Genomic DNA, 15,200 nt, shown 5'->3' with positions numbered 1-15,200 from the left:
CTGACAAACAGAGCACCCGAAGAAATAAACTCTTCCTATGAATTACTTAATAACCCTTTAGACCGTGAATATAAAGCTCCCAAAGCCCTTACAAATAATGACATTATCGATTCCGGACGCCCGAGGCCTGCCGTTCTTCTTGCTATATAACCTTCTTTCATAGAGTCAAAAAAGGAGAGTTTAGAACTGATGCCACCCAGCCTAAAGTTAACAATAGCCTTATGAACATAATGAATTTTTTTCTTATCGCTTAAATAAGACTCAAGAATAAATTTATAGTCAGAAAAGACCTTCAAATTGACATCATACACATGCTTTGAATATTCATGTTTAGAAACAAACATCGACGGATGTATATACGTCATGGAGTAGTATTTTAACTTTAATTCAGATGGATGAAAATTTCGCAACTTTCTTACTCCATCACAAGAAACATCGTAGCAGTCTGCGTGGAAAATTGTTTTATCTAAATTATTCTCGTACGCATCGACCATTAATTCAACTGCATTTGGCTCATACCAATCATCACTGTTGATCATTCCGATCAAATCGCCACTCGCAATTCTAATACCTTTATTCATTGCATCGTACAAACCATTATCCGGCTCACTAATAAAATAGGATATATAATCCAAATATCGACTAACTATATCAAGCGTATTGTCCGTGGATCCGCCATCAATAATGATGTACTCAATATTTTCATACGTTTGATTGATTACGCTTTGTATCGTTTGCTCCAAGTACCTTTCGCCGTTGTAAACAACGGTGATAACACTTACTTTTTTACTACTAAATCTCATGCCTAGCATTAAAGCCCATATTATAAACTACCCTTTGTGTTTAGAACCAATAACCTAGGCAATATGCAACCAAGTATTTATCAATCAAAATTCGCCCAAGATATACATAAAGGATGCATTTTAATTTTAAACGTAAAGGAAAACGACGATGAAATTCACTCTACTATAAAAGACTTCACAAACTCAACTATTACACAACCGGCAGTCTTTAAACATTAATTATTTGTTCTTCAAAACACTTTCATACAACTGCATATACTTTCTAATCACTATTCTTGAATCAAAATAACTTTCTACTTTTATCCTAGAATTAATAGATAACTTACTGTTTTCATTATTTTCAAGAACCCACTCAATTCCTCGTGCCAAATCTTTAGCTTCTTCTCTCTTCGCCAAATAGCCATTTGTTTTATGGTCTATTAAATCTGAATTACCCCCAATGTCAAACGCGACAACCGGCAAAGAGCAGCTCATTGCCTCCATAATCACATTAGATAAGTTTTCCTCGAGGCTCGGCACAACCAAGACATCCGCAGCGCTATAAAGCGTGGCTAAATCACCATCATTGTAGATTTCTCCTAGATAATGGCTTTTAAGGTTTTCCCATTTTTCACGCAAAGGCGCCTTGCCACCAAATATTACTAACTCAATTTTAGAGCTGGTAATACATCGCAACGATTCTTTAAGTTGCTTGTAGCCTTTGCGCGGATCTCCAGTCGCATTCATAGCTCCAAATAAAACTAGCCGCTTATTAACTGGCAAATTCCATAAATACCGAGCTGTATTTTTTTCAACTGACTGAAAGCGATTGACATCAATAGGGTTAGGAAGATTAACAATATTGCGTCCATCAAATAATGGGCTTCTACTTGCTCTTCCCTGGAGCCACTTACTCAATCCGATTATGGTTAGCTCTTTAATCTCATTGTAAGTATTAAGCTTCCTCTTAAACACTCTATAACTTACATCTCTCTCTTTTTCGCTATTCAGTATTGGGCATTTCCCACAAGTCGCAGTATATTGCGAGCAGCCTTGAGTATAATGACAACCTCCCGTAAATGGCCACTCATCATGCAAACTCCAAACAATTGGTGCTTTAATTCTTTTTAAATCTTCGATACGAATCATGGCACCGCAAATCCAGTGTAAATGGACAATATCTGGATTAATCTCATTTATTGCATCAGAAATTCCATTAAAGGGTAAGCTTGCTAAACTAAAAGGGTCAACTCCTCTCCTTCGATAAACTCTCAGTGGTAGAGATTCTATTCTTGGTCTGACGCGGCTTAAAAATCTTCTAAATGAAGTTCCTGGAACAATTACACGAGTACCGACATCACGCTTAATGTTAACAAGCATTGTACTATCAAGGCCTTCAGCTAGTAAGCCTTCATGCAGCCGAAATGCAGCTCTCGCAGCACCACCTATAGAATCTGTCGAATTTACGATAAGAATTTTCATTTCAGTAAAAACATTACATGGTGGTAAGCTTTTCTTACAGCTGAATAAAGCTTTAACTTTTTTAGTATTTCAACTATAAATATGACTATAAAATTATGTAGCTTTAGCCTTTTGTAGAGAATTTTTTGATTAACTTTCGCCAGCAATTTCATATATTTTTTATTTTCGCAAAGAGATTCCATCAGCTTGCAATCGTTTTCATCTTTCTTTTCATTTCTATACTTTTTCATTCTATATAGCTGATCAAATGAAATAAATTTAAATCCAAAATAAATGAAATGATTTTCAGGGGAATAAATCAATTCAAGTTTATTTCTTTTATGAAATATAATCTGATCATCATGAGGTTCGAAACCCGCCTCCCTGAATTCTGCCGGCACCTTCCCATCTAGTAGAAAGTCAATATCAGAATTCTTTCTAATACCATAAACTGATAATGCAGCCCCTCCATCAATTATCAGCTTCGATCTCTTAATTCCTGCCTCATTTACAAGAATGTCAAATCTCTTCAAGTCATCATCCAAGCTGACATACTGATGTGGTGTAGAATTATTCAAGAAGTGAAGCCCATTGTCATTAAACAGAAGGTTAGATATTTTTAATGCCTCTCTTATATTGTCAGTGATGTGTACTGAGCTATATCCAATATTATTAATCAAGCGTATATTTTTCTTAATCTCTCTGACTTTACCTATATTTTCCGCCTGAAACGCAATGACTTTAACAGGGTCAAATGTAGGAAAGCATTCTATAAGCTTGTTATTTATCCCTGGATAGCCATCGTTTTTGCTACCAACCCAATCCATATCTTCGTACAAACAGGCTAAAAGATTAAAAGCACCCTTTTTACTCAATCCAACTTCTTTTTTGTACAAAATGTTTGAAAACAAAATTTCCGACTCTGAAATTCTTTTCTTGCCTGATGGCCAAAGAAAGGCAATGTAGACATCAGAGGAGTACTCAATAAATTTATTCACTGCCATTTCAATAAAGTTAACGGGTACATTTCTGTCATAAAAATACTTGTAATCACAAATCATTGGAGGAAGATCAATCTGGATAGCCGTCACTCTTCGGTTTAAATAAATGGAACAAGCAATTCTATGTGCACCATTATAAATAGTGCCATTCCGGCCCAGTGGAACTATCGATTTATCACCTAAAAACCCATCATTTTCTATACTTGTAAATATTTTTTCGAAGCACTCTACGTATGCTTCAAATGAATTCTTGTCAGCATTTCCAAACTCTGAAAACTGCCCTAAAGTTTGAGCCTTGATATCCTCCAAATAAATAGATTTGGCTAGCTCAGGAAGAGTTTTTCTAAGTTCCAAATAAACTAATTTGAAAGCCAAGTCTAGTCTATTCCAAGTCAATAATCTTCTGGATGATAATGTAAGTATTTCTCCTCCATCTTCGGGAATTTTTTCATATATGAACGATTCAATGCAGTTTTTCAGTTCTAATTTACTTCTATGCTGTACCATTTTCCTTTGGTTTAATTTCTTCATCTTGCTTTCTGCCAAGAAGGAATATTGAAAAGTAAAATTGATTTTGTTTTCATAATAAACTGACAACGTAAATCAGTATCCAAGATGTCATATAGATAGTTACTCACCATAAAGCTCAGACATGTGGAAATTGCCGCACCTTCACAGCCGAATCTAGGTATTAAAAGTAGATTTAAGGGTACGTTCACGGCAACTCCTACAGCGGCCCTGTAAAAATTTTTTCTTTGCAGCCCTTCATTTATCAAATAAGCGCCTGAGGCAACCCCCAAATAAACAAATACAGAAGACCAGACGTGTATTCTTAAAATATCTGCGGCCTCCGAATACGCATCACCAAACAAGTAGAAAACGATAGAGTTAGCAAGAAGTGATAAAGTCAAAGCAAGCACCAAAGCCAGTGCAGCCATAAATCTGTACAACTTTTGCAACTTCTTGAGATACATTTTTTCATCTAAGTTCTTCCACTTCACAATAGCAGGCCACAGTGATGACATTATTATCATTGGTAAAAAATAACTTGCTTCACTTATTTTGACTGCTGCTGCATAGAGACCAACATCGCTAACTCCTAATATCAGCCTAAGCATTACTTGGTCTATTTTCATTTGAAAGATGACAAAGGAGCTTGTCAGAATGAGTGGCCAACCTTGTTGAAGTAAGCGCATCATTATCCGGGCATTAAACTTCCACTTTATAATTGATCCAACTTTAGCTTCGTAGATCAATACCAATAAAAATCCCAGAGCAATCGAATTAAACAGCAGAAGATAAACAAAATATTCCAATGGCTGATTTGTGACTATCATTGTTATGGTTATGGATATAGAGGCGAACAAACACACCAAATTTGAAATCACTACATAACGACTTGCAACCAAGCTCTGAAACAGAAAGTCTATGACATTTAGCGCCCCTGCCAATTGGCAAGCGCCTACAATTAGTATCAAATACCTATCGCGAGTTGTGTTTTCTATAATGCCAACTAAAACACATAATAAAATCACTGTTATTATAGCTGCGCATAGCTTCATCAAGAACGCGGTTCCCAGAACTTCATTGCGATCTAAATTTTTATCCAAAAGCTCTTTTACTACTATCCTGTCAAGACCCAATGTCGCCAGAATACCAACCATTCCGGCAAAATTCTGAACATAATTGTATGTGCCGAACTGGTTTGGTCCCAGATATCTAGCCAGCCAAACTCCAAGAAAAATGCCAGACGCCATTCTGGCAATTCTGTCAATAAAAAGCCACGATATATTTTGATAGTATTTACCCATCGCTTCAAAACCAAGTATTCCACCCAGTTTATTTCTGATGGAAATCACCCTGTTCATACTTTTCAAATTAATCAAATGTTTTTCTTGGCCTCTATGTCATCGCAATATTAGGTGCGATGAAAGACCACCTCTAATTCTATCTTAATAAAATGTAGGTGAAGTAGACTTCAGAATTGGTAGAACTTCTATCACAATGCTGCTTATAGTAATTTTTTAACAAAAACGCCACTTTGAATTATCGGCTCTAGGAATTTGATGCCCGGCCCATACACGTCGCTTTTGTCCACCTGTCCTTTCATGAAATCAGTATCTCTTTACTAAAATTCTTAGAATTACTACCCAGTGTGCTTTTACCTGTTGCTCTTAGTCATTGTTAGACACTCATCAGGGGGACCTGTTCATCCAGGTACAGCAGGTAGCAGGAGGTAGTGATTCTCTCTATACTCCCATGATGGAAAAATAATATGACCAAGTGAGATTTCGCAGGCAGATGACGAACCTGGAAGCACAGGAGTCTCGGCCGCAGGGCAAGTAGCCACTTTAGGTTGGACGGCTGTGATTGTCATGACGCTTTACCTTTGATCAAAATAGGTTATTGCTGTGGAGCAAATATGTAGGAAAGTGCGCTTAATACCGTTACTTCAAGCACAAAGTTGAAAGCAACCAAAACCGATCAATATTTAACCAACTTTTCCAGCTTTCGCTGACACATGAAATGATCAAATACTGACACACATCGATGGAGTCAGGCCACCCCACTAGTGTTCATTCTCGCCCTGGTTTCCACGTCACAAAATGAGCGAAAAGCCTTATCATTACACTGGGGCTAGGGCCAAACTTGTGGGTACCAAACTCCTCGTGGCGTTCGGGCTCGGGATTACCTATTGCAGAGAGGTCGGGTGATGAACAAATATACAAAAGCAGGTTGGGGGCACCGCCATCAGAGTGGTCTAGCAGCAATTTACCGGCTTATTGACGGAGGTGTTATTTTCACATCTCTACTCTTCTGGTGTCGTTTTTTTGACCACCAATTGACAAATGTCTGGTTAATTATTGGTCTGCTCGCCACTACTCTGTTTGTCTTTTGTGCAGAATCGGTAGAGCTCTACCGCTCATGGCGTATTGATTCCTATGCCCATATGCTGGGCTTAACCCTGTTTGCCTGGGTATCTGTCTGCGCCACGCTGCTACTGATTGCCTACTTCAGCAAAACCGGACAAATCTATTCCCGGCTAATAGTCGGCAATTGGTTCCTGTCCACGCTGGTGCTCTTGGCACTTTGGCGGTATGGGTTTCGTCAAGCCCTGTTCTACGTCCGATCCCGCGATCATAACACCCGCTCCGCAGCTATCATCGGCATTACCCCCTCAGGGCTGCAACTGGCCGAGGACTTTGCGGCCGAACCGCACTTAGGTATACGCATCCATGGCTTCTACCGGGTCCCGGAGTCGGCTAGCTGCCAGCAACAGCTGCCGAACTCCGCGCCCTATCAGATGTTGGGGGAAGTGGCAGAGGCGCTAGCGGCCGCCAAAGCCGGCTCGCTGGAGCAAGTCTATATTACCCTACCCATGCGTGAAGAACTGCAAATTGAGTCAGTCTTGGGCGCCTTTGCCGACACCACGGCTACCGTACATATACTGCCGGACCTGTTTTTTCACAACCTCCTGCATTCCCGTTGGTACCAAGTGGGGAGCAGTAGCGTACTAAGCGTTTACGATACGCCCATTGAGGGTATTAACAGCTGGATGAAGCGTCTTGAAGATCTGCTGCTGGGCACTCTGCTACTAGTGTTGACTGCACCTCTGCTATCGCTGATTGCCATTAGCATCAAGCTCACGACACCGGGTCCAGCGATATTCAAGCAGCTCCGCTACGGGCTGGATGGGCGCCCTATCGAGGTGTGGAAATTTCGAACCATGACAACGCTGGAAAACGGTGAAACCATAGTGCAGGCATGTCGAAATGACCCCCGCATCACCCGACTCGGCCGCCTCCTGCGGCGTACCTCATTGGATGAACTGCCGCAATTGGTCAACGTACTGCGGGGCCAGATGTCCATCGTGGGCCCGCGCCCCCACGCGATTGCACACAACGAGGAGTACCGCAAACTGGTCAGTGGCTATATGTTGCGGCACAAGGTAAAGCCGGGCATTACGGGCTGGGCTCAGGTGAACGGCTGGCGGGGTGAAACCGATACATTGGAAAAAATGTGCAGACGCGTGGAGTTCGACCTGCACTATATCCGTCACTGGTCAATATGGCTGGACTTGCGGATTCTCTTCATTACTATATTCAAAGGACTCGCAGGGAGGAATGCTTATTAGCAACTGCCATATTTAAGCAGTTAGAAAACTATAATTGCAAATTTAATATACTTATAGGGGAGGCATATGTTTCCGCCTCTATCCTCTCCTTTAACACAAGCGCTATTCATACTCTAAGAATTGAGCCCCCTCTACCCAAAATCTAGGCCCCCGAATTTCCTTGGGAAACTCTGCTTGCTGCATAAAATATTTTCCGCAAAAATCAGCGTAAGTGATGAGAGCAGTGAAAATTAATGCGCCCCCAGCCAACTTCAAAATTGAACGTTTTTTCAAATAACCACTTGATACGAGACGACACCCATCCCCCTTTACAACACCTCCCCAAAGCAACCCCAACCCTAAAAACAGTAATGTTTGTGGAACAGGCATTACAACAATTCCACTAAACAAAGAGTAGACACAAGCAGAAACAACTGCCAAAAGCAATCCAGCCTGTATACTACTGTTTTTCGGTGCAACCGAACTTTGAACAAGCTCCACCCAAGCACGACGCATTATCCAGACAACGGAAGCAATACCTGCAAACGTTGCAACCCCCCCCCATTCATAAAGAAACTGCAAGATACTATTATGCGGATGACCCTCAATTCGATGAAAGTCATGAAACGAGTAAGCACCCACCCCCTCGCCGAGAAAAATATGGGAATAATTCAGCGAAAATATAACTTCTTGCCAGATCGTGAAGCGCCCGGACGAATGAAAGCGGAGCACGTCCGAGTTTGTAGCGACACTATCCAAAAACAGGTGCTGGAACTCATAACACAAATAGGCAGCTAGAAACACACATGCGCCACGACGCAAATCATATCGCCAAGACGAAAGCAACCAGTACGCCAAAATACCAGTCGCCAGGATAGAGACGAGCAATCCGCGGGCACCACCGGAAAAGGCCAACAAAAAATTACCAAACAAAAGCAGATACGAAATTTTCTTATAACTTGTATTTGCCGCAAAAATTACCAGCAGTGGGATAATGAACACTTGCACTTGATTAAAAAAACGTATCTGGCTGACTGAGGGATATACCAAATCCGGCCGCAGCGAAGAACTCAAAAAGACTTCAAACCCTAAATAAATGAGCGCCTTGAATACCAAAAATGCATGGCATACCAAAAAAAAGGCAACTAAATACGCAGACAACCCAAGGCGCGCAATATAAAATCCCGCGACAAATACACCCAGCAACAACAACCAGTGTAAACTTTCCAGTAAAGCATGGCCAATATTGTCGGATAAGACGGCACCAATCCCAATAAAAAATAGAGATCCCCCCCACAACAGCACCGGCCGCCCATCACATAAACAATCCCCGCATACCCTCCTATATTCCCCGCTATATAAAAGCAAGGGAAGCAAGCTCAGGAGCACTATTTGTACGATGCGTTTGTGATTGTAGTAGCCCAAAGGCAAAGAAATATCAAGCGGATCTATGCTTAGAAAGAACCATGTAGACAAGAGACCAACACAGACCCAGCCTAGCAACTCTCGCCCAGACATCTCACCCCTCTACACTGAAATAGAAAAAGGACCACAAATGTGGCCCTTTTTATGGGAAGGCAGAACACCTTCAAAACGTAACAATTACAACAAAAAATTAGGACGCTTTGCGACAGGCGTTCGGCAATTTATTGTAGTAATCAGAAGTCACATCAGTAGAGCAGCTCAGATCCAAACCATTATTGGAAGGAGTCAGTTTAAAAGTCAGCTTCTTGGCATCAACCTGGCCGTCCCCAGTGTTGGCCAGGGTCAGCTCAACAGTGGAAGCAGAGGCAGTATCGCCACCTGCTGTATAGTCGGCAGCACTCACGACATTAGACATAGTCTGAATCTTGTCCACGATAGCTTCACCATCGGCGTCACTCGGCCATGCGCCATCGGAAACCATGCGCTCGTAGAGGTCCAGTTTGGCAGCGGACATCAGGCTGACCGGCTCGGACAGCTTGGCGCGCACTGTGTAGTCCTGGTAAGCCGGCAGCGCTACCGCGGCCAAAATACCGATGATCGCAACTACGATCATCAATTCAATAAGAGTAAAACCCTGTTGCTTTTTCATTGTAACCGTCTCCATACAGACTTTTGGTTTTGGTGAATCCCGTGAGGGAGAACATCCCGTGAGGAAGTCGCCGAACAAGATACAAGGTTTGTGCCAATTCCTGCAAGCGCCAAATCCATCCAAGCAGATACAATTGGGAGGTTAGTCACATGCATCTATCTGCGAGTATCGCTAGCCAAAAATCAGTACTGACAAACAGATTCAATAGATGACACAAATTGTCAGATACTTACGTGGCTATAGACCACCCAAGGCTAAGTGTCCCAAACTGGACAATTGGCTCAAGCAGGTTATTTCGCTATATTTGAGTGCTTGGAGGCCAGAGGTCGGTCGTCAACGTAGCGGGCCACCCCAGTTAGGGGCTTCTCAAGTGCGAATAACACCGTACAAATAACAAGCAGTAACAATGATGAAGCGGTTCCATCCATGAGCACTACCTCATTGAGCGGCCTGGCCAAACGGCTGGTCGCTGACCAGATTATCGACGAGCACACAGCCGTTTCGGCGTCCAAGGCAGCCCAACGGGAAAACCAGACATTTGCTCAGCACGCCGTCGAGGCCAAGCTAGTAAAGAGCCGCGAGCTGGCAGGCATAGCTTCCCAGGCTTTCGGTTCACCGCTTTTTGATCTCGGCAGCTACAACTTCGACCTGATACCCAAGGGTATCATTGATGAAAAGTTGATCAGCAAGCATTTCACCCTCCCCCTATACAAACGCGGCAACCGACTGTTCGTGGCAGTGGCAGACCCTACCAATCTCGCGGGTCTGGATGAAATCAACTTCAATACTGGGCTGAATACCGATGCAGTGCTGGTGGAAGCTGACAAACTGGCCAAGGCTATCGAAAGCTATCTATCCGATAGCGGCGATATGGGCGCAGGCCTAGAAAGTATGGACGACGAGGAGCTGGACAGCCTCGATGTCGAAGGTGGTGAAGCGGAGCACAATAACGACAATGATCCGGGTGGCGATGAAGCCCCTGTTGTCCGTTTTGTCAACAAAGTACTACTGGATGCAATCCGTACCGGAGCCTCGGATATCCATTTTGAGCCCTACGAAAAGAGCTACCGCGTTCGCCTGCGTACCGATGGGGTATTGCACGAAGTCGCCAAGCCACCTATTCAGCTGGCAGCCCGTATCTCCGCACGCCTGAAAGTCATGTCCAAAATGGATATCTCCGAACGGCGTGTCCCCCAGGACGGCCGCATCAAGATGAAGCTGTCCAAAACCAAGGCCATCGACTTCCGGGTCAACAGCCTGCCAACTCTCTGGGGTGAAAAGATAGTTTTGCGGATACTCGACCCCTCTTCCGCGAAGCTGGGTATCGACGCACTGGGCTACGAAGACGAGCAAAAAAAGATCTATATGGATGCCCTAGCCCAACCGCAAGGCATGATCCTGGTTACCGGCCCCACCGGTTCCGGCAAGACTGTTTCCCTGTATACAGGCCTGAATATTCTCAACACCCCCGAACGCAATATCTCTACCGCGGAGGACCCAGTGGAGATAAACCTCGAGGGCATAAACCAAGTCAACGTATCGCCCAAGGTGGGACTGAATTTTGCCGAGGCCCTGCGGTCCTTCCTGCGCCAGGACCCCGATATCGTAATGGTGGGTGAGATCCGGGACCTGGAAACGGCGGAGATCGCCATCAAGGCCGCACAGACCGGCCACTTGGTGCTCTCTACCCTGCATACCAACTCGGCTCCTGAAACCCTGACCCGCTTGATGAACATGGGGGTTCCCACATTTAATATCGCCACCTCTGTAAGCGTGATCATTGCCCAGCGCCTGGCCCGACGCCTGTGCAATGAATGCAAGAAGCCGGCACCCCTCCCGGAAGAAGTGCTCAAGGAGGAGGGCTTCGACACAGTGACTATTGACCGCAAGGAATGGAAAATCTACCAGCCGGTGGGTTGTGAACACTGCTCCAAGGGCTACAAGGGCCGAGTAGGCGTCTATGAAGTGGTTCGCATCACCGATGGAATTTCTAGGATTATAATGGAGGGCGGCAATTCGATTCAGATAGCCGACCAGGCACGTAAGGAGGGCTTCAACAATTTGCGTATTTCGGCGCTGCGAAAGGTGGTGATGGGTATTACCAGCCTGGAAGAGGCTAACCGGGTTACCAAAGACTAGGCCCCTGATATCGCGCCCTCCTCGAAGAGACAGAACCTGGGGGGCTGGATTCCGGCCTGCGCCGGAATGACGGATTACTGGATTCCGGCCCGAGCTGGAATGACAATAGATAGACAAGCATGGCTTGGTCCATGCCAATAACAAGAAACAGGAAAAACAACCATGGCCAATGCCGCAGCAGTTGCTTACGTCTACAAGGGTGTGGACAGTAAAGGCGCCAAGGTCGAAGGGGAACTAAGCGGCTCCAGTCCAGCGCTGATCAAAGCCCAGTTGCGCCGGCAGGGTATTATCGCCAACAAAGTACAAAAAAAACCAAAGCCCCTGTTCAGTGCCAAGAAAAAAGTTACACCTGCAGACATCGCCCTCTTCACCCGCCAGATGGCCACTATGATGAAAGCGGGTGTACCTCTGGTACAGAGTTTCGAGATCGTTGCCGACGGCCTTGATAACGCCGGAGTAAAGGAGCTGATTTTTAAAATTCGCGATGACGTGGCTTCTGGTACCGCCTTTGCTGACGCGCTTCGCAAACACCCGTTACAGTTCGATGACCTGTTCTGCAACCTTGTGGCCTCTGGCGAGCAATCCGGCGCACTGGAAACCATGCTTGACCGCATTGCCACCTATAAGGAAAAGACCGAGTCGCTGAAAGCCAAAATCAAGAAAGCCATGACTTACCCCATAGCGGTGGTTGTGGTGGCAATTGTTGTTACTGCGGTACTATTGATTAAAGTAGTTCCGCAATTTGCCGAAACATTTTCCAGCTTCGGGGCAGACTTACCTGCATTTACTCTTTTTGTAGTCAGCATATCGGAATGGATGCAAGCCAACTGGTTGATTGCACTTATATCAATAGTGTTGGTTGTTGGTGGTACACTGGAAATCAAGAAACGCAACAAGAATGTGGCCGCCTTTTTTGATCGCTTGGTATTGCGCCTGCCTATTCTGGGCCTGATTACCTACAACTCCATCGCCGCTCGTTACGCACGCACCTTGTCTACTACTTTTGCTGCAGGCGTCCCCTTAATCGATGCATTGAAATCGGTGTCGGGGGCCACGGGTAACAGTGTTTATACAGCGGCAACTCTGAAGATTCGCGACTCGGTTGCCACCGGCATTCCATTGAATGTGGCAATGCGCCAGTCCGGCCTCTACCCAACTATGCTTGTTCAGATGGCCGCCATCGGTGAGGAGTCCGGGGCCTTGGACGAGATGCTTGCAAAAGCTGCCGATTTCTATGAGGAGGCAGTAGACAATCTCGTAGACAACCTTACTACCTTGATGGAGCCCATGATTATGGCGGTATTGGGCGTTCTGGTCGGCGGTCTGATGATTGCCATGTACCTACCAATATTCCAGCTGGGCAATGTAGTATAAAAGATGTTAGACATTTTAATTTCACAGCAAGCGCTGCTCTTAGGCAGCGCTTTGGTTTTAGGGTTGCTGATCGGCAGCTTCCTCAACGTCGTCATCTACCGCCTGCCCATCATGATGGAGCGGGAATACAAGCGCGATTTCTACAGCTATTTCGACACCAAGCCAGATCCTGCTGAGCAGAAAGAGCTGGACGAAACTTTCAACCTGGTCCTGCCCCATTCCCACTGCCCCAACTGCGATGCCGAGGTCAAACCCCGGCACAATGTGCCACTGCTCAGCTATCTGTTGCTGGGCGGCAAGTGCGGTTACTGCGGCACGACCATTTCCAAGCGCTACCCACTGGTGGAGCTGGTGACCGGGCTGCTGACCGCCATCGTTGTCTGGCAACTGGGCTTTACCTGGCAGGCGCTTGCGGGCTGCGTGTTTACCTGGGCGCTGGTGGCGCTGACCGGTATCGACTTCGACAAGCAGTTACTGCCGGACAACATTACCCTACCGCTGTTGTGGGGCGGGCTGTTTATCAATCTGTGGGGCGTTTTCGTTCCAGTGCAGGATGCAGTGATCGGGGCCATCGCCGGTTACCTGGCGCTCTGGTCCGTGTTCCATATCTTCAGGCTGGTGACCGGCAAGGAGGGTATGGGGGCCGGGGACTTCAAGATTCTCGCGGCCATCGGCGCCTGGTTTGGGTGGCAGATGTTGCCGCTGGTGATTCTGCTGTCCGCGGCCGTGGGGGCCGTGGCCGGGTTGAGCTGGAGTGTGATTGCCGGGCGGGACAGGAATCTGCCGATTGCGTTTGGGCCCTATCTGGCCGGAGCCGGCTGGATTGCGATGCTCTGGGGGGATCGGATTGTGGGGTGGTATCTTAACTATTCTGGTCTGGGGTCCTAGGCGGCTGTTCAACGGTAATCATTGCGGACCGGATTCCGGTAGCGGATCGAGTCCGGCACGGGCTCTGCGCCGGAATGACGAAAGATATATTGGAGGGCGGACCTTGGTTCCGCCCTTTTCGTTTCTGGCTCGCCCCGATTAGGGCGAACACAGGGTTCGCTCAGGCTGCTCCATGTATTCCTACAGTTAAAGTGAATCACAAGCTGCAAGCATGGGGGGGTCAGTCGGGATTGATCGCGGCCAACGGCTGCTCCTACAAGGTTCCCATCCAAATTCCGGGTGGGTATTTTGCACTGATCGCGGCCGTGGGCCGCTCCTACAGGAGGGTTGGGGACTGTGTTTACTGTTGGGTTGACGGGCGGCATTGGTAGCGGCAAGTCGGCGGCGGCGGACTGTTTTCGGGCATTCGGGATCCATGTCGTGGATGCGGACTGGGCCGCGCGAGTGGTGGTGCAGCCGGGGCAGCCGGCGTTGGCGAAAATTGCGGAGCACTTCGGTGCCGGGGTGCTGCTGGAGAATGGCGGGCTGGACAGGGCCAGGCTGCGCGGGCTGGTATTTGACCATGCCGGTGAGCGGCAGTGGCTGGAAGCATTGTTGCACCCGCTGATTCGCGAGGAGATAGTGCGGGCGCTGGAGGCCAGTCGCAGCCCCTACACGATTCTGGAGTCGCCGCTGTTGATCGAGTCGGGGCAATATCAACTGGTGAACAGGATCTGCGTGGTGGATCTGCCCGAAGTGCTGCAGGCCGAACGCGCCAGTGAGCGGGACCGCAGTACTCCGGAGCAAATCCGCAAGATTATGGCGGCGCAGCTGTCCCAGTCCGGGCGGCTGGCCAAGGCGGACGATGTGTTGGACAATGCCGGCGACCTGGCGAGCCTGGAGGCACAGGTGGAATCGCTGCACCGGAAGTACCTGCAACTGGCAGAAGAGAGATAAGCTCTCGGCCTACCGGCCCCCTCCCCCAACCCCTCCCCCGCAAGCGGGAGAGGAGAGAGTAGTTACGAAGAAAGTAATTGAAGCGTTTTATGGCTAAAGAGACACCTACCCTGAACTGCCCCACCTGTAAGAAGCCCATCGAGTGGAATGACAAGTTTCCGTTTCGGCCGTTTTGCAGTGAGCGCTGCAAGCTGATTGATCTGGGGGAGTGGGCCTCTGAAGGGCACAAGATTCCGGGGGAGCCGGCTTTTGATGATGTTTTGAGTGGGGAGCTGGATGATTCCAAGACTCGGCATTGAGGTTTTCGCTTCCCCCAAAAGAGTTGCCAGTAGGGTGCGCGGCCCGTTGCTGAGCTGAAGCCCTCAGCGCTCGAAAAAGTTCGGCGTTCCCGGGGGATCGCAGCCGTGGGTGGGCGGACGACCGCCCCGCCG

The 15,200-nt window shown here is 46.8% G+C and carries 12 protein-coding genes; 6 read left to right on the top strand and 6 right to left on the bottom strand.

The genetic code is table 11. The annotated features are described in order from the left end of the window. Positions 1–35: 35 nt before the first annotated feature. The 4 genes from IG627_RS17740 to IG627_RS17725 all read right to left on the bottom strand — a co-directional run bounded on the left by IG627_RS17740 (position 36) and on the right by IG627_RS17725 (position 5,130). A complete protein-coding gene (locus tag IG627_RS17740; protein WP_226865388.1) occupies positions 36–812 on the bottom strand; it encodes a glycosyltransferase family 2 protein in 777 nt (258 codons plus the stop codon). A gap of 210 nt (positions 813–1,022) precedes the next feature. Then, positions 1,023–2,264, bottom strand: coding sequence for a glycosyltransferase family 4 protein (locus IG627_RS17735; protein WP_193194114.1), 1,242 nt, complete (start codon positions 2,262–2,264; stop codon positions 1,023–1,025). After that, the gene (locus tag IG627_RS17730) at positions 2,261–3,775 is read right to left on the bottom strand and encodes a hypothetical protein (protein WP_193194112.1); all 1,515 of its coding nucleotides are present in this window, start codon (positions 3,773–3,775) and stop codon (positions 2,261–2,263) included. The genes IG627_RS17735 and IG627_RS17730 overlap by 4 nt, the downstream gene beginning before the upstream one ends. After that, positions 3,772–5,130 (bottom strand): flippase, encoded by a 1,359-nt coding sequence (locus IG627_RS17725; RefSeq protein WP_193194110.1) that lies wholly within the window; start codon positions 5,128–5,130, stop codon positions 3,772–3,774. Before IG627_RS17725 ends, IG627_RS17730 begins: the two co-directional genes overlap by 4 nt. Positions 5,131–5,957: 827 nt before the next feature. Between IG627_RS17725 and IG627_RS17720 the strand changes: the two genes are divergently transcribed. After that, the gene (locus IG627_RS17720; RefSeq protein ID WP_193194108.1) at positions 5,958–7,379 is read left to right on the top strand and encodes an undecaprenyl-phosphate glucose phosphotransferase; all 1,422 of its coding nucleotides are present in this window, start codon (positions 5,958–5,960) and stop codon (positions 7,377–7,379) included. Between the two features lie 102 nt (positions 7,380–7,481). Here the strand turns inward: IG627_RS17720 and IG627_RS17715 are convergent, their stop codons facing one another. Then, positions 7,482–8,876 (bottom strand): O-antigen ligase family protein, encoded by a 1,395-nt coding sequence (locus tag IG627_RS17715; RefSeq protein ID WP_193194105.1) that lies wholly within the window; start codon positions 8,874–8,876, stop codon positions 7,482–7,484. Positions 8,877–8,973: 97 nt separating this feature from the next. After that, positions 8,974–9,432 carry a pilin gene (locus IG627_RS17710; protein ID WP_319024601.1) on the bottom strand — a complete coding sequence of 153 codons (459 nt, stop codon included), beginning with the start codon at positions 9,430–9,432 and terminating at the stop codon, positions 8,974–8,976. A 426-nt stretch (positions 9,433–9,858) separates the two neighbouring features. On the opposite strand from IG627_RS17710, the gene pilB reads away from it, so the two are divergent. The 5 genes from pilB (at position 9,859) to yacG (ending at position 15,068) form a co-directional block, all read left to right on the top strand. Next, positions 9,859–11,571: a type IV-A pilus assembly ATPase PilB gene (gene pilB, locus IG627_RS17705; RefSeq protein WP_193194101.1), complete on the top strand. Its 1,713-nt coding sequence runs from the start codon at positions 9,859–9,861 to the stop codon at positions 11,569–11,571. Between the two features lie 162 nt (positions 11,572–11,733). Beyond that, on the top strand, positions 11,734–12,945 hold the full coding sequence (locus tag IG627_RS17700; protein WP_193194099.1) for a type II secretion system F family protein: 1,212 nt from the start codon (positions 11,734–11,736) through the stop codon (positions 12,943–12,945). A 3-nt stretch (positions 12,946–12,948) separates the two neighbouring features. Beyond that, a complete protein-coding gene (locus IG627_RS17695; protein ID WP_193194098.1) occupies positions 12,949–13,833 on the top strand; it encodes a prepilin peptidase in 885 nt (294 codons plus the stop codon). A 336-nt stretch (positions 13,834–14,169) separates the two neighbouring features. Further along, the gene (gene coaE / locus IG627_RS17690; protein ID WP_319024600.1) at positions 14,170–14,769 is read left to right on the top strand and encodes a dephospho-CoA kinase; all 600 of its coding nucleotides are present in this window, start codon (positions 14,170–14,172) and stop codon (positions 14,767–14,769) included. Positions 14,770–14,846: 77 nt separating this feature from the next. Further along, positions 14,847–15,068: a DNA gyrase inhibitor YacG gene (yacG, locus tag IG627_RS17685; RefSeq protein WP_455429757.1), complete on the top strand. Its 222-nt coding sequence runs from the start codon at positions 14,847–14,849 to the stop codon at positions 15,066–15,068. Positions 15,069–15,200: the final 132 nt, after the last annotated feature.

It is taken from the genome of Microbulbifer taiwanensis, assembly GCF_014904815.1.
GTDB classification, from domain to species: Bacteria; Pseudomonadota; Gammaproteobacteria; order Pseudomonadales; family Cellvibrionaceae; genus Microbulbifer; species Microbulbifer taiwanensis.
This window is presented reverse-complemented; position numbering and strand designations above follow the sequence as displayed.

Excerpts from the sequence above, each read along its gene's own strand:
- IG627_RS17715 (WP_193194105.1), bottom strand. The coding sequence starts at position 8,876 with ATGTCTGGGCGAGAGTTGCTAGGCTGGGTCTGTGTTGGTCTCTTGTCT.
- pilB (WP_193194101.1), top strand. The coding sequence starts at position 9,859 with ATGAGCACTACCTCATTGAGCGGCCTGGCCAAACGGCTGGTCGCTGAC.
- IG627_RS17695 (WP_193194098.1), top strand. The coding sequence starts at position 12,949 with ATGTTAGACATTTTAATTTCACAGCAAGCGCTGCTCTTAGGCAGCGCT.
- IG627_RS17720 (WP_193194108.1), top strand. The coding sequence starts at position 5,958 with ATGAACAAATATACAAAAGCAGGTTGGGGGCACCGCCATCAGAGTGGT.
- IG627_RS17730 (WP_193194112.1), bottom strand. The coding sequence starts at position 3,775 with ATGAAGAAATTAAACCAAAGGAAAATGGTACAGCATAGAAGTAAATTA.
- IG627_RS17735 (WP_193194114.1), bottom strand. The coding sequence starts at position 2,264 with ATGAAAATTCTTATCGTAAATTCGACAGATTCTATAGGTGGTGCTGCG.
- IG627_RS17740 (WP_226865388.1), bottom strand. The coding sequence starts at position 812 with ATGCTAGGCATGAGATTTAGTAGTAAAAAAGTAAGTGTTATCACCGTT.
- IG627_RS17710 (WP_319024601.1), bottom strand. The coding sequence starts at position 9,432 with ATGAAAAAGCAACAGGGTTTTACTCTTATTGAATTGATGATCGTAGTT.
- IG627_RS17700 (WP_193194099.1), top strand. The coding sequence starts at position 11,734 with ATGGCCAATGCCGCAGCAGTTGCTTACGTCTACAAGGGTGTGGACAGT.